The organism is Anaerotruncus sp. 80, from assembly GCF_009936115.1.
In the GTDB taxonomy this organism is placed as follows: domain Bacteria; phylum Bacillota; class Clostridia; order Peptostreptococcales; family Anaerovoracaceae; genus Senimuribacter; species Senimuribacter intestinalis.
The window spans coordinates 135,896-160,226 of sequence record NZ_QWES01000004.1 but is presented as its reverse complement, the minus strand read 5'-3'; the positions used below and the strand labels follow the sequence as shown (position 1 = coordinate 160,226).

The following is a 24,331-nucleotide window of genomic DNA, read 5'->3' as shown; positions in this document are numbered from 1 at the left end:
TTATCACATATTGTCACTATTTGCAATGGTCTAATATGACCAAATGACATCAGAAATTCCTGTATGGGGATTGCAGTTTTTCTTTGCTTCCTTTCTCAAAGAAAAACTTACCTTTTCTATAGATATTCTACCCCTTTATGTGGTATGATGAAAGTAACAAAAAATTTGCATCGGAGGAGGGTCAGGAATTGAAATTACTTAGAAATATACCGAAAGGATACAAGTTATTCCGTTCTGTCAGCGTGTTCAACAATTATTTAGGGAAAATCGAAGCAGCTAAAAATGAAGGAGATATCGAGAAAGAAAAGGCGATAATCGGTGAAGGCGTCGCACAGTGGATTCAGCGCCTTGAGGAACTCTTCGACATTACATTTCACATAGAAGGGCAAGAAAATATTCCAAAAACTGGTGCCTGCGTGTTTATTTCCAATCATCAGGGGTATGCAGATATTATAGCGATTTTAAAGATGATGGACGGAAAACAGGTCGGCTTCATCGCCAAGGACAGCCTGGAAAAAGTTCCATACTTCGGCAAATGGATCAAAGCAATCCGCGGCGTGTTTATCAAACGTGGTGATGCAAGAGAAGCCTTGAAATCCATACAGGCTGGTGTGCAGACCTTGAAAGAAGGCTTTTCGCTGGTGATTTTTCCCGAAGGAACCAGAAGTCACACAGCGGAAATGAATTCCTTTAAACCGGGCAGCTTTAAGCTGGCAACTAAGGCTAAAGTCCCTGTCGTACCAGTTGCCTTAAATGGCACCCGCCACCTCTTTGAAGACCGCGGCATAATCACAAATGGTGCTGTCATCGACATAAAAATCATGCCGGCAATTGATACTGCCTCCATGGACAGACACGCCCTTGCGAATATTAGCCACCAAGTAGAAGATACTATTAGAGAAGCCCTTGCCGAACTGATCGAAAGGGAAAATAACAGAAAAGAAGAGGAGAGATGAATATGATTAACTTAACAAAAGATAATTTTCAAAGGGAAGTTTTAGAATCCGATATTCCTGTTGTCGTAGATTTTTGGGCACCTTGGTGCGGTCATTGCATTAACTTGATGCCTATTATTGAAGAAATGGACGAGGAAGCAGCAGGCAAATACAAGGTCTGCAAACTTAACATCGATGAAGAGCAGCCTCTGGCAATCCAGTACGGCGTCATGACCATCCCAACCTGCGCAAAATTCGAAAATGGCGAGGTTACAGCCAAAACCGTCGGCGCGTTGCCGAAGGCGGCATTGCTTTCACAGCTGGGACTGTAATGAATAAAAGGCAAAGCTCTGTCCTGATGGGAATAACCATTAAGACAGAGCCTCTTTTTTTCTTTGATTTATCCACATGCTTGTCCATACATGTGCATAACTTTTATCACAATTTTCCCCTTATAATTGTCCCATTTTGACAAACTTATCCACATATTCCACATAGTTATCCTTTGCTTTACGCTACCAGCGTTCCGAATTGATATACAGGCAGCAGACTCCATGATTTGGCAAAATCCAATCCCATCGCGTATAGCAGCGGTGGAATAACCAGAAGCAGTCCTGCAAGGCACATGGTTATCAGCTGATTTTTCAATTTCGCTGAAATCAGTAAAACCAACATAATAAGTGCCATCACCACCAAAATCCGCATCAGCAGAACGATACCAATCCACATAATCAGCGGCATATCAAGTTCCGCACTGCGATAAGGCATTAAATTCATCGTTGAAGCACCAAGATGCTCCATCGGACAATGCATTGCCACCTGCAGAATATTGCATCCAAAAATCACTACTGTTATCAGAAGTCCTGTCAGCATCGTCACTTTTATTTTTTCGCCCTGGATTCGCCTTTTCCCGCAAGCTGTAGCAGACAACACATTCCAGGCACCGACCTGATCCTCCATGGCGAAAGTGCAGCTGAACGCCAAAATCATACACAGTGCCAAAAGAATGTAATCAGTCAGCGCGTCCGCCGCTCCTCCTTCCGAAAATCCAAGTAAAAGCAAATAGCCCGTATCATAGACGAACTGTCCGTCTCCTGTCTGGCGAATCCACTCACACTGCGCCAGGATTTTCTGAAACGCCGGATAAAACGCCGTTTCCCTGTGATAGGGTTCCAGCATAGCACTGCCCGCCTGCTGATCAATTTCCCCTTCCGCAATCAAGCCCTCAATCCGCTCAATTTCCGCGAAAGCTTTCTCATAACGCGCCTGTTCCCTTTCAATCATCGCCTCTTTTTCATCTGTCAAATCCCCAGAAAGCTCCATCATCATATCCTGATAGTAGCTTTCCGCGCCGCTGATTTCATAAGGCCTGGAAATATGCTGATAGCCGATAAACACGGTAAACAGCAGCAAAATCACGATGCTTCGATGCATGATAAAAATTTTCCAGCTCTCATGGCGAAACAATCCGCCATACGCATCCAATCCTTTTTCTTCCTGCAAGCTGCGCATCTTTTTCCCAAACTGCCGTTTGATTTCCCCATACAATTTTGCTGCCCGACTTTTCCTCTGTGCCGCGGAAAGATTTTTTCCCCTTAGAAACAAGACTATACTGCTAAAGACGCCGCCCGCGCATACCACGCACAGAAATAAAAGCGTTGCCGCAAGCCGCGATACGGGAGTCCCAAAGAAATTCAGATTCAGATATCCGCCGAGGAGTCTGTCTGTTTTCATCGTTCCATAGAAATTTAGGAATTTAAGCCAGTTGTTCCAACTGTTTGCGGGAATTACACTGTACAAAAATCCACTGATTCCAAGACACAGTCCTCCGGAAAGCAGCGACATAAAATTCTGTCTGAACGCAATCGCCGCAGCCAAAAGCAATGTGCCAAAGGTAAAAAGCACCAATGCCTTCAGCAATAAATTAAAAACTAAAAATCCCCCTATGGATAACTTTAAGGTACTTTCCATATACGGCGCCAGTGACTGGAGGGGTGCGGACAGGTCAACAAAACCTGCTGAGGCAAAACTCCAGGCAAAATCACTTCCGTATAAGCAAAAAGTAACCATTAAACAGTGTAGCGCCAGCGCGCCCGTCTTTGCTCCAATTGTGGAAAACCTTCCTCGTGCCGAGGAAAAAGTAACAAGAAACAGCTTTTTCTCCCGCTCCTCGTAAATCAGCGCGCCGCCAAAGAAAAGGACCGCCAGATATAACAGCAAATCCGATACGGGAAATTCCAAGGCAAAGGAAACCGGCGTCGCCAGCTGCGCTACAGGCGTAATTTTTTTCATCGTCTCATAGTCTTCCGACTCCTTTTCCATATTTCTCGCCGCAAAAGAGGCCGTATCCGCCGCAAAAATTGAAATTCCAGACAAATTTTCCTTCTTCTTCGCGATTTCTTTCAGGAAATCCCCATAGTTCTCTACTTTCTGAAAATCCCCATATACACCTTTAAGCATTGCCGATTCTTTTTCCAAAGAATTCGTATAACGCAGATACGTTCCGGAAAGATACTTCTCGTGGTACTTTTCAAAAACTCCCGGATGCTCCTCTGTCAGCGCTTTTTCCATCCGTTTCGCGAAGTCATCGCTGCGGGAACGCAAGTTGAGCATTTCTGCCACCACGCTATAGTTCTCAATTTCTTCATGGCGCTGAGCCAGCCACTCGCACCGCTGCCCAGCATTGACCCCCGACAAATCCTGATTCAGCTTTTTATAGTCGGAAAGCCCCGGCGAAAAATCCCCTGGTTGACTTAAAAACCACAGAAAAAATAGATTGACAAAGAAAATCAACAGCATGACCAAGCAGAAATTTTTCTTTCCCCAGAATTTGCGGATCTCAAAGGGTATCAGCTTCACCATGATCTGCTGCCTCCTCTCCGAAAATCTCCATATATATATCCTCCAAGTTCTCTGCGCCATAGCGGGCTTTTAGAGCGTCCACACTGTCCGCGTCGGCAATTTCGCCGGACTTTAGGAAAACAATTTCCCTGGCAATAGACTGCACGTCGGACACTACATGGGTCGCAATGAGGATAATTTTCCCCTTGGAAAGTTCCTGAATTTTTTCCCTGATCCGCACCCTCTCTTTGGGATCAAGTCCCGCTGTCGGTTCATCAAGAATCAGCATCGCAGGATTTCCCATCATCGCCTGAGCAATCAGCAGTCGCTGTTTCATACCGCCGGAATAGGTCCCGATAGGATAATCCAGCTTATTTGTCAAATTTACAGAAGCCGCCGCGCTTTCAATTTCCGCGGAAAGCCCCTTCTTCGGAATCTCTTTCAGCACGCCCAGATAGCTGAGAAATCTGCGGCCTGTGAAGCCCTCATAAAGCCCCTGCTGCTGGGGTGCGTACCCCAAAATCCGCCGGTAATCCACGCCCAAAGCTTTCAGCGTTTTTCCGTTCCACAGCACCTGCCCCGTATCAGGTGTCAGGTTTCCTGTAATGATATTCATCAGCGTGGATTTTCCCGCTCCGTTGGGGCCAAGCAGTCCGTAAACTCCTTCGGAAAGCTGCAGGCTTACACCCTGCAGCGCATATTTTTTCCCATATTTTTTAGTTACCTCGCATATCTCTAACATATTCCCCTCCTATTACATGCCATTACTGGTCATCTTGATTTTCTCATATTTTTCTTTACCGCTGTAAAGGTCTTCCTTATCAATTAAAGCGAATTTATTGGCGTGAATGTTATCCTGATCCGGATAGATTGGATCGATTTCCGCGTCGTAATCATAGACGACCAGGAATTGAGTCGGCGTTTCAGCCCTGATTTCCAATCCGTAATTTCCATAGTGATTTTTTAGCCCGGACTTTTCTAAAGACCCGTCGTCCAAATGGATAAAATAGTTAATTGGATCGGTCAGGACTCCATTGTCATCGCTTCCCCACGGCCAGCAAATCAGCACGTCATCATAAATATCGTTGAGATTGTTGTAAGGCGTCTTGCAAAACTCCTCTTTCTTCCCAGTTTCGATATCCATTTTCCAGATGATATCCTCCCCTTCATTGGCTATATAGAGGTACTGCCCTTTGCTGAACAAATTTCCCAGTTTATCGTTCTTGTGCCTATAAATCTCTTTTTTCTCACCGCTCTCAACATCAAAGAGCATATACACCGATTCTGATGCCAAAAGGGCCTCTCGCATCTTATCGTCATCATCCTTTTCTTCTTCCGTCAATTCGTGATCATACTGCATGTAACTGAGTAGCAGCTGATTTTCGTAACAGCCAACGATTCCTCTATCTTGCTCCATATCGCAAATCTTCTCTTCTTTCCAGCTATCTATATCCACTCTGAGCAGTCGTCTACCCTCTGAGGATACGGAAGTAGTGTTTGCGTCCTTCTTCTCGCTTTTTAATTCCTTTGCGATAAAATACAGTCCGTTGTCATCATTGAGAATCGTCTTCTCTATCGTCAACCCCTCCTCAAAGGTATAAACTTTTTCCCGCTGCGTGCCATCAGGTTTCATTCTGTAAAGGACTGCCGGTTCGCACGCCAGTGAATTGTCAATTGGAGATCCGTCAGCAATAGCGCTGTCATCATAGCTGATTGTAGTCGACGTCACTCCATCATTATCATAAGGATGGGTAAATAAATACAAATAATCCTTATAATAAAACAGCGAGTTTTCCATTCCCACATTGTCTCCGCCGATATAGGAAGTACATTCCTGCGTATCGTGCTTGCAGCCGGGACTGTTGCAAAGGTATACCTCCTGCTTGCTCTCATAGTCGATGTACATCAGGTTGGTGCCTTCTCCATTGATGTAGTAATAGCCGTGGTCTGCCTCGCAGTCATTGTAAATAGATTCTGACGTTAAAAGAGATAATTCTCCCCTGATTTCGCTGTCGGCATTTCCCTTTTCTCCTACGCCTCCAGTTCCTCCGCCGCTTTTACAGCCTGTCAGCGTTCCCACCGCACCTGCTGCAAGTACTGCGCAAAGCAATGTCAAAAACAGTTTTTTCCTCATAAAAAAACCTCCTCATATTTTCATCTTCTGAGGAGATTTTAATAAGAAAAAGTCAAAATTCCGTCAAGGTTTTCCTTCTTTTTATTCTTTTTTCGCGAGAATTGTTATTTCAACCTGTCCCCCGCCTTCCGGACGATTAGAAATCTTCAGCGCGCCGCCGTGCTTTTCGCAGAGAATTCGGCAAATAATCAGTCCCATTCCCATGTGAGCGCCCTCCTGATTTACCGCCAGATTATATCGATTTTTCACTTTCAACACCTCCGGTGAGAACCCAGGCCCATCGTCAGAGACAGAAATCCGCAGCATTTCATCGTAAAACGCCGCATGAATCCAGATTTTTTCTTTCGCGAATCGCAATGCGTTGGTAACAATGTTTTCTAAAATACGGTAAAGAATCTGGCTATCCACCATGATAGAGCATGGTTCTATGGAAATCTCAGTTTCTACAGAAAGCCATTTTTGCTCCACCATATTGGCAAAATCCTCCGTCATGTCAGAAAGTAAATCCGGAAGTCTACAGGGTCTTTTTTGTATTTCCAAATCCTCAAGACGCTGAATATCACAGATTGATTCGGTATAGCGGCTGAGCCTCTTTGCGGCGGCGGAAAGATTCGCAAGCGTATGTCCAAGCTTCTCAGAAGATAGACTGCCGGTCTGGGCTTTCTCCTGCAAATATTCCGTATACCCTTCGATAATTGCAATCGGGTTTCGCAAATCGTGGGCAAGAGACGCCTGCAGCACTCTCCGTTCCTCCAGCATGTGCCACAAAACCCTGTTGTTTTCATACATAGCTTTCCGCATGGCTTCAAAGGAATCACAGAGCCTGCCCATCTCATCTCGGCTTTCATAGTACACCTCAAAATCCAAATTCTCCTCTGCGATATTTTCTGTCGCTTCTGTCAAAATCTTAATAGGCGGATCTAGCTTCTTCCGATAAAACCAAAGGGCGGAAATCAGCGTTCCGGCAATAGAATACAGCGCGGGCAACAATACCTTGCAGGTGGAGAGCCCAGAATACGCTACTTTCCTTTTCGGTGACAAAGAGTCATAACTTCGTTCAATTTTCTCGATGGAATAAGTAGTCACTTCTCTTCCGATTTGAACCAAAATCGCGTCAAGCTGTTCCTCTAAGGTTGGCGCTTTCACTTTTTCACCAAATTCCAACCGTAGTTTCTGTTCTTTCTGATTCCCGCTTTCATCGACAGTCAATATATGAAGATAGGCTGCGTTAGCGTCCGGCAAAATGGCCTTCTGCAGCCTACCACAACCCCATATTGTTACAACGGACAGACTGGCAATAACTGCAACTGCTATCAGCATGGTACTGATAAAGGTATGCTTCAAAGATTTTTCTTTCCTCATTTATTCCACCTGTAACCCATTCCCCAAATGGTTTCTATATACTCTTTCCCTGTCGCTTTCACAAGCTTAGCCCTGATTTTGCGAATGTGTTCCTTTACCACTGCGCTGTCACCCTCTGCTGCAAATCCCCATACTTCCTCATAAATTCTTTCCCTGTCAAAAATTTGTCCAGCATTTTCAAGCAAAAATCCTATAATTAAGAATTCCCTTTTAGAAAGAGGAATTTCTTTCCCCATATAGGTTGCTTTCTGCCCTGTCAAGTCTACCATCAGGTTTTGTGACGTCAAAAGAGAAATTTTCTTTGTTCCTCTGGCATCCCTGCGCAAATGTGCCTCCACCCGTGCCGTTAGTTCTGCCAAACTAAATGGCTTTGTAATATAATCATCCCCACCAATAGAAAGCCCATTGACCTTGTCCTGCTCTGTAATTCGTGCGGTCAGAAACAAAATCGGACAACATACCAGACCTCTGACCTGTTTACAGAACTCCAGTCCGTCGATGCCTGGCATGTTAATATCAAGTAGAATTAAATCCGGTTTTACAGAAAGCTGTGCAAGCGCCTCGTCCCCGTTTAGCGCCGTGTAAACCAGATATCCCTTTTCCCGAAAATGATTCGCAAGAAGCTCTGTCAGGCTTCTTTCATCATCTACCACTAAAAGCTTTCGTGTCATGGCTGTCATTGCTCTCTTCCTTTCCTACTCTTTTCTTTAATTTTACCAAAGAAAAGTCAAGATTTTGTCAAGAAAAAGAAAAAAATACGGTCTTCTATAAATTTCCATAATACAATTAATAGAAAAAGCAGCATTTTTTACATGAAAGTAGGGGCTCGCCCTAACGATTATTTTCGTTAAAGCGATGCCCCTCTTAATTTCTGAAAATAGTTATTTATCTTCTTTTAAAGATTTTCTTCTGATTCGCGTCCATACCAGTCCACAAACTGCAAGCAACGCTGCACCCATTAAGGAAATCCAAAGAACTAAGCTGTTCTGGTCGCCAGTCTTAGGAATCCACCAAGGCTGTTCGTCATTGCTATTTGGCTTTTTGTCTGCATTTGACTTCTTATCATTCTTATCCGTATTGCCGCTTGGCTTTTTGTTTCCATTTGGCTTTTTGTTGTAGTCTTTATCGACATTTTTGTCCGGTTTACCGTCCCCATCGGTATCAATATTAACATCTGGAATGCCATCGCCGTCTGTATCGATATTGATGTCTGGTACGCCGTCTCCATCGGTGTCGACATTGACATCCGGTTTGCCGTCTCCATCGGTGTCGATATTGACATCCGGTTTATCATCGCCGTCTGTATCAATGTCTACATCCGGTTTACCGTCCCCATCAGTATCCTTATTGATATCTGGTTTTCCATCGCCGTCTGTATCAATGTCTACATCCGGTTTGCCGTCTCCATCAGTATCCTTATTGATATCTGGCTTTCCGTCGCCGTCTGTATCTATATCTACATCTGGTTTTCCATCGCCATCAGTATCCTTATTGATATCCGGTTTGCCGTCGCCATCGGTATCAATATCTACATCTGGTTTTCCATCGCCATCAGTATCCTTATTAATATCCGGTTTGCCGTCGCCATCGGTATCGATATCTACATCTGGCTTTTCGTCGCCATCGGTATCAATATTGATATCCGGTTCGCCGTCGCCATCAGTATCGATATTGATATCCGGCTTTCCGTCTCCATCGGTATCAATATCTACAATCGGCGGAATGAAGTTAGAGCCTTTTTTCTTAATCGTAACGATAATTTCATAGTCCTGATCTACAAGTAAAGTCAGTTCGCTCAGGTTCACAAGATCTTTTCGCTGTTCACCGTTTACAGTTACAGATTTTACAACATATTCCTGATCCTCAACTGAGGTTACACTCCACTCAATCTTCTTGGTATCATTTTCCATTGCTGTCGTAGAAGGTGTAATGGTTCCCGGTCCGCCGACCAGTTTCGTTGTAATGTAAAATTCTCCTGTTTTGTAATCACCCTGCATAGGTGGTTTATTGGTATCACCCTTCTTGAAGGTTACTAAAACGTCCTGATCGCTGTTGATGTTATCAAAACGCATCGTGGTATCAAGCGGCGCAGCTGTATTATTTACCTCAACATCTGTCAGAGTATAGCCTGACGGATTTGTCCAGGTCAGTATGCTGTTTGTACCCTTTTCAAAGATACCTGTTCCCTTAAAGAACCTCGTATCACCTGCGTACCCGACAGTCTTTGCCGAAATCAGATAAACTTCGTTATCTTTCGGTGCAGGTGTTACATCACCTTCTTCTCCGTTTTCAGGATCCTTTGTAAAGTATACCTGTATCACGTGGTCACTTATCGCGCCCTCTACACTCATGTCAAAGCTGTTTCTCGTTACCTGACTTTCGCTGAGATTCAAATCTGTTTTCGCATTTACATCACTGATTGCCTTAGAATCTACTTTGACTTCGTACTTTTCAACTGGTTCAGTCTGTTCAGGCTCTTCCTGCGGCGCAGGTTCATCTGCCTGGACTCCACCATCTTCCGTCTCTGCTAGGGACATCATCTGTACGTCGTCGTTTTCTTCATTTTCCGCTGTTTCTTTACTTTCATCAGTTTGAGATTCAACAGGCTGCAGGTTCTGTGCCTCCGGTTCCTCTTTCTTCAGCTGTGTATCCAAAATGGTTACGCCATCTACTACAATCTTCGTAATGCTGTAACCTGCATCAGGCACCGCGTTAATTCCTTTGTAGTTCTGCTTATGGAATACTGTTCTGGAGAAGGAAATGGTTCCTCCGCCATATTTGTAAAGGCCGATATCGTGCAGAACTGGTGCTACCTTTACTACAATCTTCGCGTCTTCTGACAGATTTTTGAATTCTTGACCTGCAGTGTCTTTTGACACTTCCTTGCCATTGACTTCTACGCCCACTACTTCGTAGTAAGAATAATTGTCAGAATCTGGATTGGTTTCACCGTTGCCTGCGCTCCATTCAACCTGATAGTCGCTGTCTTTTTTCAGGATAGCGCCGCCGGTAATCGTTCCAGGTCCTCCTACAATCTGGGTTGTAACCTTGATGTATTCGTCCGGCTTCTCTCTGAATGCAGGCGGTTTTTCTGCGCCCTTATCCTTAAAGTATACGTCAATAACAACATTGCCGCTTACCCTTACATTCAGTTTATATGGATCCTCCTTTGTGCCGGATCCGGTCTTTCCTGCTGTGGAAATGGTCTTTCCGTCAACGTGGATTTCGTGAAGTTCATCTTCTGTACCAACATACCACTGCAGTTCATAGCTTTCGCCCTTCTTGCACTGGGTCGAACTTGCGCTGACCCAGGAAGTGGTTCCGCCGTATTTATTTACGGTTACAGTACACTGCCCTTCTGTCTGCATGCCACCGATGGTCGGCAGTTCAGGTATTCCGTCCTTCTTGGAAACGTAAACAATCAGTTCATGGTCTGCCTGTACGCCCTTCAATACCAGAGAGGTTGAAGTCAGATCTGTAAGCACTGTGCCGTCCAACTCAACTTTGTCCAGCTTATAGTTCTTACCAATCTTCCAGTCGAGCTGCACTTCTCCACCCTGCTGTACGTTCATGGTCGGGCTGATTTCACAGGTGCCGTCCGGGCAGCCTTTAATGCCTGTGGAAATCTGATAAATTCCCTTCTGGGATCCACCGGCACCCTTTTCAAATACTACCTGAATATCATGATCGGCATAAATACCCTCTTCCAGCGTATATTTTCCTGCAAAGAGTAAATCATCACGGATTTTTCCGTCTACGACAACTCTTGCCACGTGGTAACCTGATTTTGCCTGCCAGGAAACAGTCGGCGTTGTGCCTTCTTTCTGATCAATTGCGGAAGTAACCGTACCCATGGTGTTATCATTGCTGGTCACTCTCATACTGTAATAAGCATTATAGCAAAGTTTCAATGAAAGAGTCGGTGAACCGGAAATCTTGCCTGTGAACTTATTCTGTTCATTTTCAGCGTCATACCAGTATCTTCTTCCGTTTACTGTAATCTCAGAAAGCTTATCTTCCTCTGATACAGTTACCGTTGTTTCAGTCGTTCCGGTATAAGTCTTTGTCTGCCCCTTTGTATAAATGAATTCACCATCGGCATTCTTTTTGCCGGAGTTGACATAGTAGTCTACCGTATACTTGGTATCATTCCTTGGGGTCCACATAGCGACAAATGAATGCTTTTCTTTTATCTTGATGGTTTCTCCACCGGCATACGCAGTTGGCTTTGTTACGTCATCCTTGAAAACTTTTATACCGTCATCGTTTACAACAACCTTATCATCCAGGTCCTCGCTGTAATACCATCCATCAAATGTATAGCCTGGTCTGCTAGGCTCCGAGAATGTATCATATTTACTAGCACTTGCAGTCAGATATGCCTGATCTGAAATCTTGCTTCCGCCATTGCTGTTGAACTCTACAATGAACTTACTAGTATCTTCCTTCCACACAGCATAGATGGTTTTGTTCGATGCAGGCATTGTAGGCGCCGCAGCTGCCGTTCCGCTTATGCCTGTAGCATATTTGAATATCTTCGATACATTATTATCACTGCTCTCGGACCACCCCTGGAATATATATCCAGCCTTTGTTGGAAGTCCACGACCTGTTACAGGAATTGCCTGCATACCACTGTCATCGCTTATGTCCGCTGCAGTAATATTCTTGCCGTAAGGAACATTTTCGATGGAACGAACATTTCCAGGTGATCCGCCGTTAGCATCCAGCTTCAATGTGTACTTGGATACTTCCCACTGCGCTACCAGATAGTAGTAATCACTCTCAATCAAGTCGCTGCCGCCATTATTGGAAGCTACTGCTATCTGTTCGGCTATCGTTTCTAAATTATTTGGATTCGCGGCGTCAGCTTCATTATGAGTCTTCAAAAGCTTCCATCCTGTGAAGGTATATCCCTCTCTTTCAGGCGTAACGTCATGATCTCCAATCTTCTTCAGGATTGATGATCCGCCAGTAACAAGATATTGCGAACGATCTTTGCCATCAATGGTTCCACCGTTTGCAAGATATACCATGGCTGCCTGATCCTTTGAATAACCAGGACGAATAACAATCTCATGGTTATCATCAGGCTCCGGCGTTGTTCCCGGAGTAATCGGTTTGCCTTCCGGAGTCGTCCATCCGCTGTGATACTCATCTTCATCATCGCTTGGTGGAACGACATTTTCTTCAGGCAATACGATGATTGGCTTATCATCTATTACATAGTAGTCATCAATTGGATTACCGTCTTTATCCTCAACACGAACATGGGTAGGCTGGAATACTGCTTTGTTACCAATATTTCCGCATTCATCTTTTACCCATATTACAAGAGGATCCGTTGATTTGATATCTAAATCAAATTCATATGAATGTACAGCTGTATCAAGGACATTCCAGTCATCTTCTGTCGGGATATCATTGATATCGTTTGTAACCCAATATGCTGCTACCCCTGAACCTCTTCCATCCTGAATAAAGGTGATACCATCATCGTCAATACCTTCGCCGGTATCTGTGAGGGAAATTGTCGCCTTGTTTTTCTTTTCGTTTTTCCCTTCGATAAATGGTTCTTTATCATCCAGATATGCTGTCAGATAAGTCTGGAAGGTCTTTGATTCGTTTCCGTTCTGGTCACGTACAGTAAGTTCAAATACATAGGTTCCAGACGTGCTGTTCTTTGTGAATGTATAATTTGGAATCTTGTCAGCTCCATCTACCCATCCACTATCGACAACCTTGGCCCCATTAGGGTCATATACCGCATATTTGTATCCTGTGAGCTTTCCATCAGCGCCTGATGCTGTTCCTATCTTGGACTTGTCAAAGATATTTACATCTACGGTTCCATTCGTCAACTGAAGGTGTCTCAGGTGAATCGTCATCAGCTGCTGACCGTCTTCGACATTCTTTACATAGAAGCTTGCCAGAGGAATCTCACTTGAGATCTCCGCCTGTTTAAAGTGATTCTCCTCGAAGTAATTCTTTGCAATGAACTCAGCCATCTGACTTACATAATCATCAGAGGTTGCAATGCATCCATTTGATGAACCAAGACCCTGGTGTATGATGTTTCCATCTTTATCCGTTGCCAGAATTGGATTGCCAATCTCATCCAGTTTCAAACTTCCGTCCGCATTCTTCTCATAGGTTGAATCTGTAACTACTCTTCCATCCTGTGCATTGGATACATAGAAAATCTCACTGTTGTTCATTCTGTTAATACCATCGAGGTAATCCTTTGAACCATCCGCAGGGATTCCCGGATTGTTGCTTGCTCCCGCAAGGTTTACGAAGTACTTGTAATCCGCGCCCTGATAGTACTGCACATACTTCAGCGCATCAAAGGCAGATGCTTCATAACTCATTTCCAGGTCTGTATAAACAATTGCTGAAAAGCCGCTGCAACCATGGGATGAATATCCAACCCAAGGTCCCAGACCGTTTAATGTTTCAGAAGAAAACTGTGAAATTGAGAAATTACGAAGTACATCCTGTACCTCCGAAAGCTTACCTGAAGCATCGTAAGCCTGCTGCTGGATTGTAACGGTATCTCTCTTTAATTCAACAGTCAAACGCACTTTTTTCTGGCTGCCTAAACTGAATGTTTTTGCACTGCCTGCAACATCTGCACATCCAGTAAATGCAGTTGTTAAAGAGTCAGCAGGAACACCACTTACTTTCTTGATTGTAATGTTTCCTGTTCCGCCTGCTGCCGAACCTGCATTAAAATAAAGAAGATATCCGCTCACCTTTCCATCTTTAATTCCAGCGTTCATCCAGAAACCAAATCCAGTTAGTGTATGTGGATTAATAACACTTGCATCGATATTAAAGCTGAAGGTACGAGTGTTTGAGCTTGGTGCAGGATAAATCATATAGTCTGAATATGCAGGGTTTCCATATCCCGCAAAAGCCATGTTGGACGCTCCGCTTTCGCTCTGGTAAATACCAATATGTCTGTTAAACTGTATACAAGCACTATTTGTAAACTTATTGGTAGTCTTATTTATGTAGCTCAGAATATTGGCATCTGCAGGTCCGCCCATGGATGAAGGATTCGCATTGCGATATGGTTGCATTGCTCTCTGGTCAGCAGGAACAAGGCTATTATACCCCGCCTGGCTATGATAATGGTCGTATACCTGCCAGCCGTTCATACTTGATGTATCAATGGATACAGCAGTACTTGTGATACGAAACAGAGATGGATCCAGACCCTGATCCTTAAGCTTCTGTGTCAGTTCCTGCTTATAATCCAGGAAGGTTCCCGGATAATCTGCAGGTACATTGACTGCAATATCAATCTTTGGTGTCGGATTGGATCCTACATTTACTGCCGCATCTGCAATCAGAGGATTAATAAAGCCAATCGAATACGCCAACACAACTGCAGCGCAGAGCAGTAAACTTATACTTTTCTTTACTACATTATTTGTTTTCATTTAGTTCTCCTTTCCCTAAATATCTTTAATAAGTGTAGAAATTTTTATTTGTTTTAGCAAAAATACAAGCAAATCGCATCCCTCCCTGCCTAGATGCTATAAAACTTCTATGTCCGCATATATATTTAATAATAGGGCATACAACTTTCCAATGCCAGCACTGTTTCAGTTTCGTAAAACCATCCCATGCAAAAAGACTTTGTAAATATACAAAGCCCTAGTTGATCGCTGATCCAAATTTAAAACAGCTTAAACTGAATTCAAGTGCAACTGGCTGTCTTGCAGTTGATGCAAGACCCTATAGCTTTGCGCCACCACCTCACAGTGGGTTTGCCTTTTAATTTTCGTTATTATTATACTCCTGCCATACGTATTCGTCAATACCTAAACTTTCAAAAAATTGTTAACATGACCCTCCGATTTTCTTTAAATTAGTACAACATCTACCCCCATGCGAAACGATACAGGGTTTCTATATAAAAAATAGTACCGTGTCTCACGACAACATCATGAAACACGGTGTTTTCCTAATATTCATTTTACTACAGCTTTCTTGAATCTCATTATCGCTGCTAAGGCTGCTAAGGAGTACCCATTTCTTTAACAAAATCTTGACAAACTGCATTATTCATAATATTATTCTGTTTTAGTCATCCCAGTCGTCATCGTCCCAGTCATCATCGTCATCCCAATCATCATCCCAATCGTCATCATCATCAATGCGTTCCTTATCCCAGTCAATAATCACCCCTGAGGAAGCGTTAATTTCAAATTCATACTCATAATTGCCCAAAACTGCTTCGCCTTCATAGATATAGATTCCATCGTCCCTTTCCAGCTTCAGTTCTGTGATGGTTGCACCCGGAATCTTTGCAAGAACGATAGCTTTCGCTTTTTCGAAAGAAATTTTTCCACTTTCATTTCCGCCGGAAGTACTGCTTCCCTGAGAATTTCCATTGCTGGAGTTTTGATTATTGTTTCCACCATTTCCGTTATTGGTGCTTCCGTTATTCGTATCATCACTCCAATCATCTTTGTCATCGTAGTTAAGGTAAGCGTCATGCTCATTCTCTAAGGTAACTTTTCCGGTCTTAGCGTCCACGATATAGTCGTATTCGATACCGTCCTTTACCAGCTCAACCTCGTAATAATAGGTTCCGTTCTTTTTGTCTAGGTCAATATCCTTGATAAAACCACCGCCAGCAGCTTGCAACACAGCCTTTTCAACTTCGCCGTAGGAAAGGAACTCTCCGCTCTGACTATCGTCTTTGTCATCAGTAGGAATGGTCACTGCTGTGCCGTATTTTACAGTACTTTCCAAAATAACGCCCGTCACCGGATGCACTTCAGCATCACCATAAAAGTCATTAGACTTAAAATCCGCCTGATATTCATACAGTCCATTGTCTTTCTTTAAGGTTACACTGACGCTGGTAACGCCGGCAAATTTTTCTTTAATAATCTTTTCCACATCGGCTTCCTTCAGCTCTACCTTCTCGCTGCCCATGTCGTCATCCAGCTGACTTTCCACCTTTTTCACTTTTTTCGTGTTCTTGCTGACTTCTACCTCAAAGCTTTCGCTGTTGCTGTCATCGCGGAACATAACCTCGTATTTGTTCTGTTCCTCCTCGCTGGTCACAAAAGTTGCTGTTTCCGGCACGTAGCCTTTGGCAATTTCCTTCGCTTCATCTAAGGTCAGCGCCTGTGTAAAAGATGTCGATACAACGATAGCGACAATCACGACTACAGCAACAATTGCTGCTGCAATGCCGGTTTTTTTGTTCACAAATTTATCCATACTATACCTCCATAAGAATTTTTCCCTTAGGTTTATTCTCCCGATTATGTGGATAGAATACACCCGAAAAATGAAAGGAAAATGAAATTTTTTCGAGTTTGGGAAAAATTTATAAAAGCGGTGTCATATACAGCGGTAAGAATAAAATCCCATTTTCTTCCTTTAAATCTCCTCCATGTAATACATAAGCCACATGCAGCTATTCTTTATATTTATTCTTGAATTTCTGTAAAGAAACCAAAGTATAATTTTTACCTGATTTCACCTCTATTGGTGAAATATTATGTCTTGTGCTAATTTTGCTTTTTGCAATCAGAAAATCAATTTTCATACGAGATGCCGCATCTTCTCTGGAAGAATTTGTGTAAAAATAAAGCTTATGCCCGCTTGCCGCAAGCATCTGCGCTACGATGTTTTCTACAATCATGCCTTTGTTTACTTCCAGTTTATCAAATAAAAGTTTCTTATAAATTTCCTCACTTACTATGCCGTTTTCATCAAAAGCATGGCTGATTAGAAGCCCTGTATCTGCCATATAACATTTCAGACGCAGGCGATCCATATTCAGACGCAGACCAATATTGGGTTCCGTGGAATTATAGCATATGTTTACAATCATTGCGTCATTTAGCCAGAACAAAGCATCCTCATACTCCCGATAGCGAGCTTCTTTTTTTAAGGAGGGTAATTTAAATTTCTTATCATGTTTTTGCAGCTGTGCAGGAATATCGTCAAAAATTTGTGCAACTTTCATTTCATAGCCCGTCGCATGCCTCATAATGTCGGCACGATATAGCTCCAATATATCGCGCTTTATTCGATCAACTCTGTCGAAATCGCGTCCTTCCACATAAGCTGCTACCGCCTGAGGCATTCCACCAACAATAAGATACTGCCTGAAGTAATCCATTGCCTTCCGATGAAATGCCTGACCCACAGGTTTCTTCTCATTAAAACGATTTCTTATATAATCCATTATCGTTTCATTCCCCAACGCCCATAAAAATTCTTCAAAATCAAAAGGAAACATTTTCATATGGCGTTCTTCAGAAGGTATTAAAATATCCTGCACATTTTTCTTAATTGTCATCAAGGAGCCTGTTTCAATATAATCATAACGACTGCCTGCGACAAGATATTTAATTGCAGCACGTGCCTTCGGAAAAAGCTGCACTTCATCAAAAATAATCAGTGTTTCCCTTTCGTACAATTTTACATTATAATAAGCAGAAAGATACATGAAAAAGGAGTCCAAATCTTCCAGATAATTATCAAATAAATCTTTAATCTCTTTGCTGACGTGGTTAAAGTCAATCAAAATATAGCTTTTGTATTCTGCCTTAGCAAATGCCTCTGCAATATAACTTTTGCCAACGCGGCGTGCGCCATCAATTAGCAAAGCAGTCTGTCCTTTATCAGTTTCTTTCCACTCTAAAATCTTGTTATATAGCTTCCTTTTCATGTCCTCATCTCCTTTATTTCACGAATTCAAGATTTTTACACCTGCAATTTTATCACGAATTCAAGATTTTTTGGTTCTTTTTTGGATTCTTGAAAAAAACTTGTATTTTTTCACAGATAAAATATAATAAAAGTGTAATTCTAGTGTAACTGATTTGGAGAAAACTATTATGAAATTACTTATTGTAGAAGATGAGAAAAGACTTTGCCAGACGGTCGCCAAACACCTGAAGGCAGAGGGTTATGCGGTGGATTTTTGCCATGACGGAAAAGATGCTTTCGACTATATGGCAGGAACCGAATACGACGCAGTCATTTTGGACATCATGCTGCCCGGACTTGATGGCATTTCAGTACTAAAAACCATGCGAAGCCAAAAGGTAAAAACGCCAGTGCTTTTGCTCACTGCAAAAAATACCATTGAAGATAAAGTAAAAGGTCTTGACAGTGGCGCAGACGATTACCTGACTAAACCTTTTTCGCTGGAAGAGCTTTCCGCAAGAATTCGTGTCATGATACGCAGAAGCGGAATCGAAAGGGTAGACAGTCAGATTTCCGCAGGTCCTCTGACCCTGGATACAGACAGAAAGGTTGCGCTGCGTGAAGGAAAAGAAATTCCCCTCACTGCAAAAGAATACGCCATTTTAGAATATCTCATGCACAACAAAGGCATTGTCCTTTCCAGAGACAAAATGATGAACCACATCTGGAACTACGACTACGAGGGCAGCAGCAACATCATCGATGTGTACATTCGCACTTTGCGAAACAAGATTGACGCTGACTTTGAGGTGAAGTTGATTCAGACCGTTCGCGGTCTTGGCTATGTAATAAAGGACGAAACATAAATGATAAGGATGAAAAACAGTTCCATCAAAAAACGGGTTACGCTGTACTACTCTCTCGTCCTGATTCTCATTACGTTGCTCCTGACAGGTGTATTTCTTCTCACCGCCAGCAGGCAGGTGACACTGGTTTCCAAGGACACCCTTATGGGCGCTGTACAAAACTCCTTTGATGACATCGAATGCAAAGACAATATTATTCAGGTCGACAACGATTTTGACGCTTACACCAAAGGCGTTACTCTGCTCATTTACAGTGAAGGCGGCACTCTAATAAAGGGTTCCACGCCGCGGGATTTTCCTTCCTATATGCCACTGCAAAACGGTGATTATCAGGAATTTGATTCCGGCGAGGATATCTGGCTGATTTATGATTTATATAATACTTTCGAAAATGGACAGGGCATTTGGGTCAGAGGCATTTATGCCATGGACGGCACCCTGCAAACTTTGCGTACAATTATTTATGTCACTTTGGTTGCACTTCCGCTGCTGCTTCTTGCAGCTATTTTAGCAGGGCGCAGAATTACCAATCGCGCCTTTGTTCCTGTTGCGAAAATTACCGCCGCCGCAAACACCATCGGCACTGGACAGGATCTGTCCAAACGGCTTCCGCAGGGCGAGGTAAAAGACGAGCTTTACGATTTATCACAGACTTTAAACGACATGATGGAGCGGCTGGAAAACGCCTTTCTGGCTGAGAAAGAATTTTCTTCCGACGTTTCTCATGAACTGAAAACACCGATTTCCGTTATTTTGACGGAGTGTGAATACACCTTGCAGCAAAATCGCAGTGCAGCGGAATACCAAGAATCCCTCGAAACGATTCAGAAGCAGTGTAAGCGCACCATGTCGCTGATTCAGCAGCTTTTGCAGATTTCCCGCACGATTAATCGCGCAGACGCTATCGAACAGGAAACCTTTGACCTGTCTATTCTTTGCGAAAGCATTGTCAGCGAGCTTTCTCTGATGGCAGAAGAAAAAGAAACTACCCTGCAGTGTGACATTGCTCCGGAAATTTCTATTTATGCCGATGAGACGCTACTCATGCGCATGATTATGAACCTGATTACCAACAGCATCAAATATCGCAGAGAACAAGTGGATTCCTATGTAAAGCTGACCTTGCGCCGCAGCGACAACATCGTAATTACAGTGGAAGACAATGGAATCGGAATCAAAAAAGAAGACCTGCCGAATATTTTCAACAGGTTTTATAAAGTCGATAAAGCCAGAACTGCAGACGACGGCAGTTTTGGACTGGGTCTTTCTATGGTAAAATGGATTGCTGAAACCCACGGCGGTAGTGTCAGTGCGGAGAGTAAGTTCGGCTATGGCAGCAAGTTTACAGTTGTGCTGCCCCTCGGAAGTTCTGTTGCTGAGAGGGTCCTCTAAGATCGGCAAAGTTTGTTGATTCGCCAAAATGTTTGCTATTTTACAAACAAATTGCTGATTTTAACAAACTCCAAACGCTATCGCTCTTGTGCAAATCTTTTTAAATAATGATTTTTTGTAAAGCGTCTCCAAGTTCAGGGATATCTTTTATTAATGTTTCCCAAACAATTTCAAAGTTAATATTGTCATAGTCATGTGCGTGAAGATTACGCATTGCCTTGATTGCATACCAAGGGATTTCTGAATGCTTTTCCAAAAACTCTTCACTTAAACGCGAAACAAGTTCTCCAATTTGGATAATGCACATATTACAAGAATATTGATATGAGATGTCAGTTTGATATAACTCAAAATTTCTCTCATATTTATCCATTAATGCTTCAATATCCTTACAATAACTAAGCATTTTACGAATAGTTATGACATCATCTATTGGATCTCTTTTCATATAGCAAAATCTCCTCTCCCATAATTCTATTTAAAAAATCCTTATCCTTAATACCTGTCGTAACTACATCAACATGACAATTCAAGGTGTCTTCCAACTCATGCACAAATGAAAAATATTGGATTAATCCTTGTAAATCCCCTTTATCTATAAGCAAATCTACATCGCTATCATCGTCCGCTTCCCCTCTTGCGTAGGAGCCAAATAAACTCATGCTCTTAATGCCGTAAGACTCGGCAACAGGTATAGTTTTTTCTTTTATGAATTCTACCGTATACATAAAATCACTCCTTTTTATTTACTATAGCATATTTTCAGCACTTAATGCAACTACCGAAAACTTTTTTCAGAGGACTCCAAAGCCACAGTTATTATAACTTTTTCTGCTTCTTTAGCACAACTGCAACGATTGCAATATACGCTGCACCCAGCAGGAGACTAGTCAATCTTTCCGCACCGACGAACTTAAAAACAGACCAAATGCCCATTTCCAGCAGCGGGGTGAGGAGAAACGGCTCAATAAAAATATTCAGCAGCCAGAAAATAGACCACGCTACCCTGCAAGCAGTTTCTGCGTTCTTCATTTTCTTACAGCAAATCGCCATCAACGGAAAAAAGCTCAAACACATAACAGTCCCGCCAATTATTTTAGAAAGAACTGCCCAAAACAGAGAACCCCCGACCTGCAGATTGCCGTCAAAATCCACATAAAGCGGTAAATTGAAGCTAAGGGTCAGGTAGTCCTTTTTCAGATACTGGCATACGAAAAATACCAATATGAACACCGTGTTATAGCAAAGCAACAGCGCCGTCTTACTGCAAATCAGCTGCGTCAGCGATACATGCAGCTCCAGCACGCTGCCGTCTTCACAAAAAACAGATTTATTCAGCATCGTATTCAAATACCGCACTGAAAAAATAAGCGCTAGAAGAGAACCTGCTGCTGCCCCTACGTTAAATACGTCCAACAAGGTTATAAGCAGCGTAATCCCCAAAAGAACAAGTAGAAAATCCCTGCAAGTGTTCCTCAAATCTCTAAAAAACATGGCTCTCTCCTTTCGCTAAAATACTATAATGAGTTAATTACTTATTTTAAGAGAAATCATATTCCATTGCAACAGAAAAGAAATAAGTGGTCAAAATTTGGGAATTATTTACAGTTTTTATGTGTAATGGATAACAACATTGAACTACATAAAATTTATACAAAATATTTTTACCCTTAATTAAACCCGTTATCATAAAGCATTCCCAAGCAGAAAATTGATGGAAACAAAAAACACATAAAAGCAAATGTAATGCTTCCACTTATCCACAACGCAAAAAAACTTAGGAAAATAGAACTAGGAATAATCACATATTTCGTATAAGTCTCCTGACTTTAAATTTACATAATCTGTATGCTTAATTGATATATAACATCTTAATCTTTGTTAAAAGTTTCATCATAAAGCATTCCCAAACAAAAAACCGAAGGTAATAAAAAGCAAACAATTCCAAAGAAATTTGCTTCTCCTCTGAATAATGCCACATCTATCCACATTCCGAAAAAGCCTAATAAAAATGAAACCGGAATAATTACATATTTCATACTAACACCTCCATATTTTTATTTCTCCTTTATCCGTAATACCTCGTCAACTCTATATCTCTATATTTCTTTGTAATATATTGTTTTATGTCTTAATAAATTTCCCCTTTTATACCCCTCTCAAATACAAAGGAAGTCTCCAAATAATATCCATCCTGCTTCTTTACCAAATAAAGAGGTTTCTGGTTTAATGTCATATCCTGGCTCCCAAAGTCTGTCTGCAGCATGGGAGACATGTAACCCAAGCCTTCGATATAACCTAAATACGACCCGCTAATACCCTCTTCGATTTTCCAGCAAACCTTGACATCGCTTCGCCCTTCCGGCACTTTAATTTGTTCCAGATTTGACGCTGAACTGGATGCCGCTGCTAAAAGAAACGTTGCTTTTTCCCTTTCGTAATTTGAGAATTCTACCATCAACTTCCCTAATAAGTTCTGCGCAATATCTGGAATCTGCATCTTCTCGTCTTCCGCTTCTTTTATGGAAATAAAAGTAACTAGGCTGCTTGCATCAATGGAAGTAATCCAGCCTTTACCTTTCTCTTCCGCATCGCTTTCAATTTTGACCGGCGTAATACTTTCGATACTCCAATCTCCTTCTGCGCTTTGTTTCAGCGTATAATCAGCCTCCACTTCCATCTCTAAAACTGACTTTTCCTTCGACCAGCCATAGCTGCATTGAAAGCCTCCGCGAATCATATACATGTCATCCTTCATCTCAATAAGACGGAATTCCTCCGCCGGATTAATCTCATATGCCATTATCGCAAAATTATCCGGAGATGTTTTAAACTTTTCTTCTATCAGGCGATGGCCCACGTTCAGTTCCTCACTGGCAGCCTGTTCATCGGTTGTGGAAGAGCTTTTACAGCCAAAGGTAAAAAACAAACTGACTGTCAATAGTGTGCATAACGCCAATTTAACTTTCTTCTTCATCCTATCTGCCTTTCTGATACTTTTTATTGATTTTATCTCCGCGAATCTGTCATTTTTTAAATTGCTTTACTTCCCATGGCAATTCAGTTTCTTTTCTCTTTTACAAGTTATTTCCTCAATTATATAACCTGACACAAACATGTTTATCCTTCCAGTCTCATGGCTAAATCCCCGATTATGCCCCATTCATTTAAATAATAAATCAAAAATACCAGCAATACGGTTATGATGAACTGTCTGACATAAACTTTGCTCTTATCCTCATCGGCAATTTTACCCCCACAATTGAACCATATGATTATCAGTCCCATCAAAGTCGTGATTTCACATATCAAAACCATAAACAAGATTTCATCTTTGAGCGGTTATTTAAAGACCTATTCAATCCACCAATTTCAGTTTCGATAAATATTTTCCATTATCCCTGACCTGTTAGATATCATCACAGGATTATATCCACAAACTATTACCCCATATCATCAGAAAGCAATTGCGCAAGCATAAGAAAAAAATGCGGCTGATGCGAGACTGCTGTACTTTATCTGCATTAGAACATGCTTCAGAGTCTGTAGAAAGCTGCTCCATTTCTTCTTGCTGTCCCCCATAACCGATATTATCAATATTGATTGCACTACCATCTTCAAGATGATTTCCTTCGATAATTTCTTTTACCATTTTTCCATCGACATCGTTTAATACGTCAGGATTTATATTTATATGGACAGTTTCCCCATTTTCTCTTTGCACCTTAAAACTTTCCGGCAGTGTTTGACAGTATGTAAGATCAACCTCTGCAATTATCTTTTCTTCTGATACTTTCTCCATATCCGTCTCTCCGAACGCAGCTATGTTCATTCCCCAAATTACTGTCAATACGAAGAATATACTAATAAGTTTCTTCATTTTGGTTCTCCTTTCCTGCCTTAAGTGGACGAAACAAAATAATCTGGAATTATTTTGAGTTTATTACTTCCAACTAATAAATATAGATTATTCAGATAATTGTCACTATAAGTATACGTACACATCATAGAAATGTCAAGTTATATTTTATATATTTACCCGTCATTTTATATAACTTTAGAATAAAACCAATCTCTTGAAATAACCAAGAGGTTCATTTGCTTCTATGTTA

19 protein-coding genes and 1 riboswitch are annotated in these 24,331 nt (G+C 42.1%); of the genes, 4 read left to right on the top strand and 15 right to left on the bottom strand.

Annotated elements, in window-relative coordinates; genetic code table 11:
- Nucleotides 1-188 precede the first annotated feature (188 nt).
- Entirely contained in the window at nucleotides 189-956 is a 768-nt protein-coding gene (locus tag D1155_RS03545) for a lysophospholipid acyltransferase family protein (protein ID WP_160201044.1), read from the top strand.
- A 2-nt stretch (nucleotides 957-958) separates the two neighbouring features.
- A complete protein-coding gene (gene trxA, locus D1155_RS03540; protein WP_306770889.1) occupies nucleotides 959-1,267 on the top strand; it encodes a thioredoxin in 309 nt (102 codons plus the stop codon).
- A 178-nt stretch (nucleotides 1,268-1,445) separates the two neighbouring features.
- On the opposite strand, the gene D1155_RS03535 is transcribed toward trxA, so the two are convergent.
- From D1155_RS03535 to D1155_RS03500, 8 genes are all read right to left on the bottom strand, one after another.
- Nucleotides 1,446-3,797, bottom strand: coding sequence for a hypothetical protein (locus tag D1155_RS03535; RefSeq protein ID WP_160201042.1), 2,352 nt, complete (start codon nucleotides 3,795-3,797; stop codon nucleotides 1,446-1,448).
- Complete coding sequence (locus D1155_RS03530; RefSeq protein WP_160201041.1) at nucleotides 3,775-4,518, bottom strand: ATP-binding cassette domain-containing protein; 744 nt, start codon at nucleotides 4,516-4,518, stop codon at nucleotides 3,775-3,777. The genes D1155_RS03535 and D1155_RS03530 overlap by 23 nt, the downstream gene beginning before the upstream one ends.
- 12 nt (nucleotides 4,519-4,530) lie before the next feature.
- Nucleotides 4,531-5,910: a hypothetical protein gene (locus tag D1155_RS03525; protein ID WP_160201040.1), complete on the bottom strand. Its 1,380-nt coding sequence runs from the start codon at nucleotides 5,908-5,910 to the stop codon at nucleotides 4,531-4,533.
- A gap of 81 nt (nucleotides 5,911-5,991) precedes the next feature.
- A complete protein-coding gene (locus D1155_RS03520) occupies nucleotides 5,992-7,272 on the bottom strand; it encodes a HAMP domain-containing sensor histidine kinase (protein WP_160201039.1) in 1,281 nt (426 codons plus the stop codon).
- Nucleotides 7,269-7,943 carry a response regulator transcription factor gene (locus D1155_RS03515; protein ID WP_160201082.1) on the bottom strand — a complete coding sequence of 225 codons (675 nt, stop codon included), beginning with the start codon at nucleotides 7,941-7,943 and terminating at the stop codon, nucleotides 7,269-7,271. The genes D1155_RS03520 and D1155_RS03515 overlap by 4 nt, the downstream gene beginning before the upstream one ends.
- Nucleotides 7,944-8,153: 210 nt before the next feature.
- Nucleotides 8,154-14,720, bottom strand: coding sequence for an InlB B-repeat-containing protein (locus D1155_RS15930; protein WP_160201038.1), 6,567 nt, complete (start codon nucleotides 14,718-14,720; stop codon nucleotides 8,154-8,156).
- Between the two features lie 262 nt (nucleotides 14,721-14,982).
- A riboswitch (cyclic di-GMP riboswitch) is annotated at nucleotides 14,983-15,065 on the bottom strand.
- 301 nt (nucleotides 15,066-15,366) lie between these two features.
- Nucleotides 15,367-16,518 carry a PepSY domain-containing protein gene (locus tag D1155_RS03505; RefSeq protein WP_160201037.1) on the bottom strand — a complete coding sequence of 384 codons (1,152 nt, stop codon included), beginning with the start codon at nucleotides 16,516-16,518 and terminating at the stop codon, nucleotides 15,367-15,369.
- Nucleotides 16,519-16,717: 199 nt separating this feature from the next.
- Nucleotides 16,718-17,980 carry an AAA family ATPase gene (locus D1155_RS03500; protein WP_243151006.1) on the bottom strand — a complete coding sequence of 421 codons (1,263 nt, stop codon included), beginning with the start codon at nucleotides 17,978-17,980 and terminating at the stop codon, nucleotides 16,718-16,720.
- A 169-nt stretch (nucleotides 17,981-18,149) separates the two neighbouring features.
- Between D1155_RS03500 and D1155_RS03495 the strand changes: the two genes are divergently transcribed.
- Together D1155_RS03495 and D1155_RS03490 are read left to right on the top strand one after the other, a co-directional pair.
- Nucleotides 18,150-18,827 carry a response regulator transcription factor gene (locus D1155_RS03495; protein ID WP_160201036.1) on the top strand — a complete coding sequence of 226 codons (678 nt, stop codon included), beginning with the start codon at nucleotides 18,150-18,152 and terminating at the stop codon, nucleotides 18,825-18,827.
- Complete coding sequence (locus D1155_RS03490) at nucleotides 18,828-20,219, top strand: HAMP domain-containing sensor histidine kinase (protein WP_160201035.1); 1,392 nt, start codon at nucleotides 18,828-18,830, stop codon at nucleotides 20,217-20,219.
- 100 nt (nucleotides 20,220-20,319) lie between these two features.
- On the opposite strand, the gene D1155_RS03485 is transcribed toward D1155_RS03490, so the two are convergent.
- The 7 genes from D1155_RS03485 to D1155_RS03455 all read right to left on the bottom strand — a co-directional run bounded on the left by D1155_RS03485 (nucleotide 20,320) and on the right by D1155_RS03455 (nucleotide 24,099).
- Nucleotides 20,320-20,667, bottom strand: coding sequence for a HepT-like ribonuclease domain-containing protein (locus D1155_RS03485; RefSeq protein WP_160201034.1), 348 nt, complete (start codon nucleotides 20,665-20,667; stop codon nucleotides 20,320-20,322).
- The gene (locus D1155_RS03480; RefSeq protein ID WP_160201033.1) at nucleotides 20,645-20,947 is read right to left on the bottom strand and encodes a nucleotidyltransferase domain-containing protein; all 303 of its coding nucleotides are present in this window, start codon (nucleotides 20,945-20,947) and stop codon (nucleotides 20,645-20,647) included. Before D1155_RS03480 ends, D1155_RS03485 begins: the two co-directional genes overlap by 23 nt.
- A gap of 91 nt (nucleotides 20,948-21,038) precedes the next feature.
- The gene (locus D1155_RS03475) at nucleotides 21,039-21,713 is read right to left on the bottom strand and encodes a hypothetical protein (protein WP_160201032.1); all 675 of its coding nucleotides are present in this window, start codon (nucleotides 21,711-21,713) and stop codon (nucleotides 21,039-21,041) included.
- A 377-nt stretch (nucleotides 21,714-22,090) separates the two neighbouring features.
- A complete protein-coding gene (locus D1155_RS03470; RefSeq protein WP_160201031.1) occupies nucleotides 22,091-22,258 on the bottom strand; it encodes a hypothetical protein in 168 nt (55 codons plus the stop codon).
- Nucleotides 22,259-22,350: 92 nt separating this feature from the next.
- Nucleotides 22,351-23,196, bottom strand: a complete 846-nt coding sequence (locus tag D1155_RS03465) for a hypothetical protein (protein ID WP_160201030.1) — start codon at nucleotides 23,194-23,196, stop codon at nucleotides 22,351-22,353.
- 143 nt (nucleotides 23,197-23,339) lie between these two features.
- Nucleotides 23,340-23,507 (bottom strand): hypothetical protein, encoded by a 168-nt coding sequence (locus D1155_RS03460; RefSeq protein WP_160201029.1) that lies wholly within the window; start codon nucleotides 23,505-23,507, stop codon nucleotides 23,340-23,342.
- 139 nt (nucleotides 23,508-23,646) lie between these two features.
- Nucleotides 23,647-24,099, bottom strand: coding sequence for a hypothetical protein (locus tag D1155_RS03455; RefSeq protein WP_160201028.1), 453 nt, complete (start codon nucleotides 24,097-24,099; stop codon nucleotides 23,647-23,649).
- Nucleotides 24,100-24,331 lie beyond the last annotated feature (232 nt).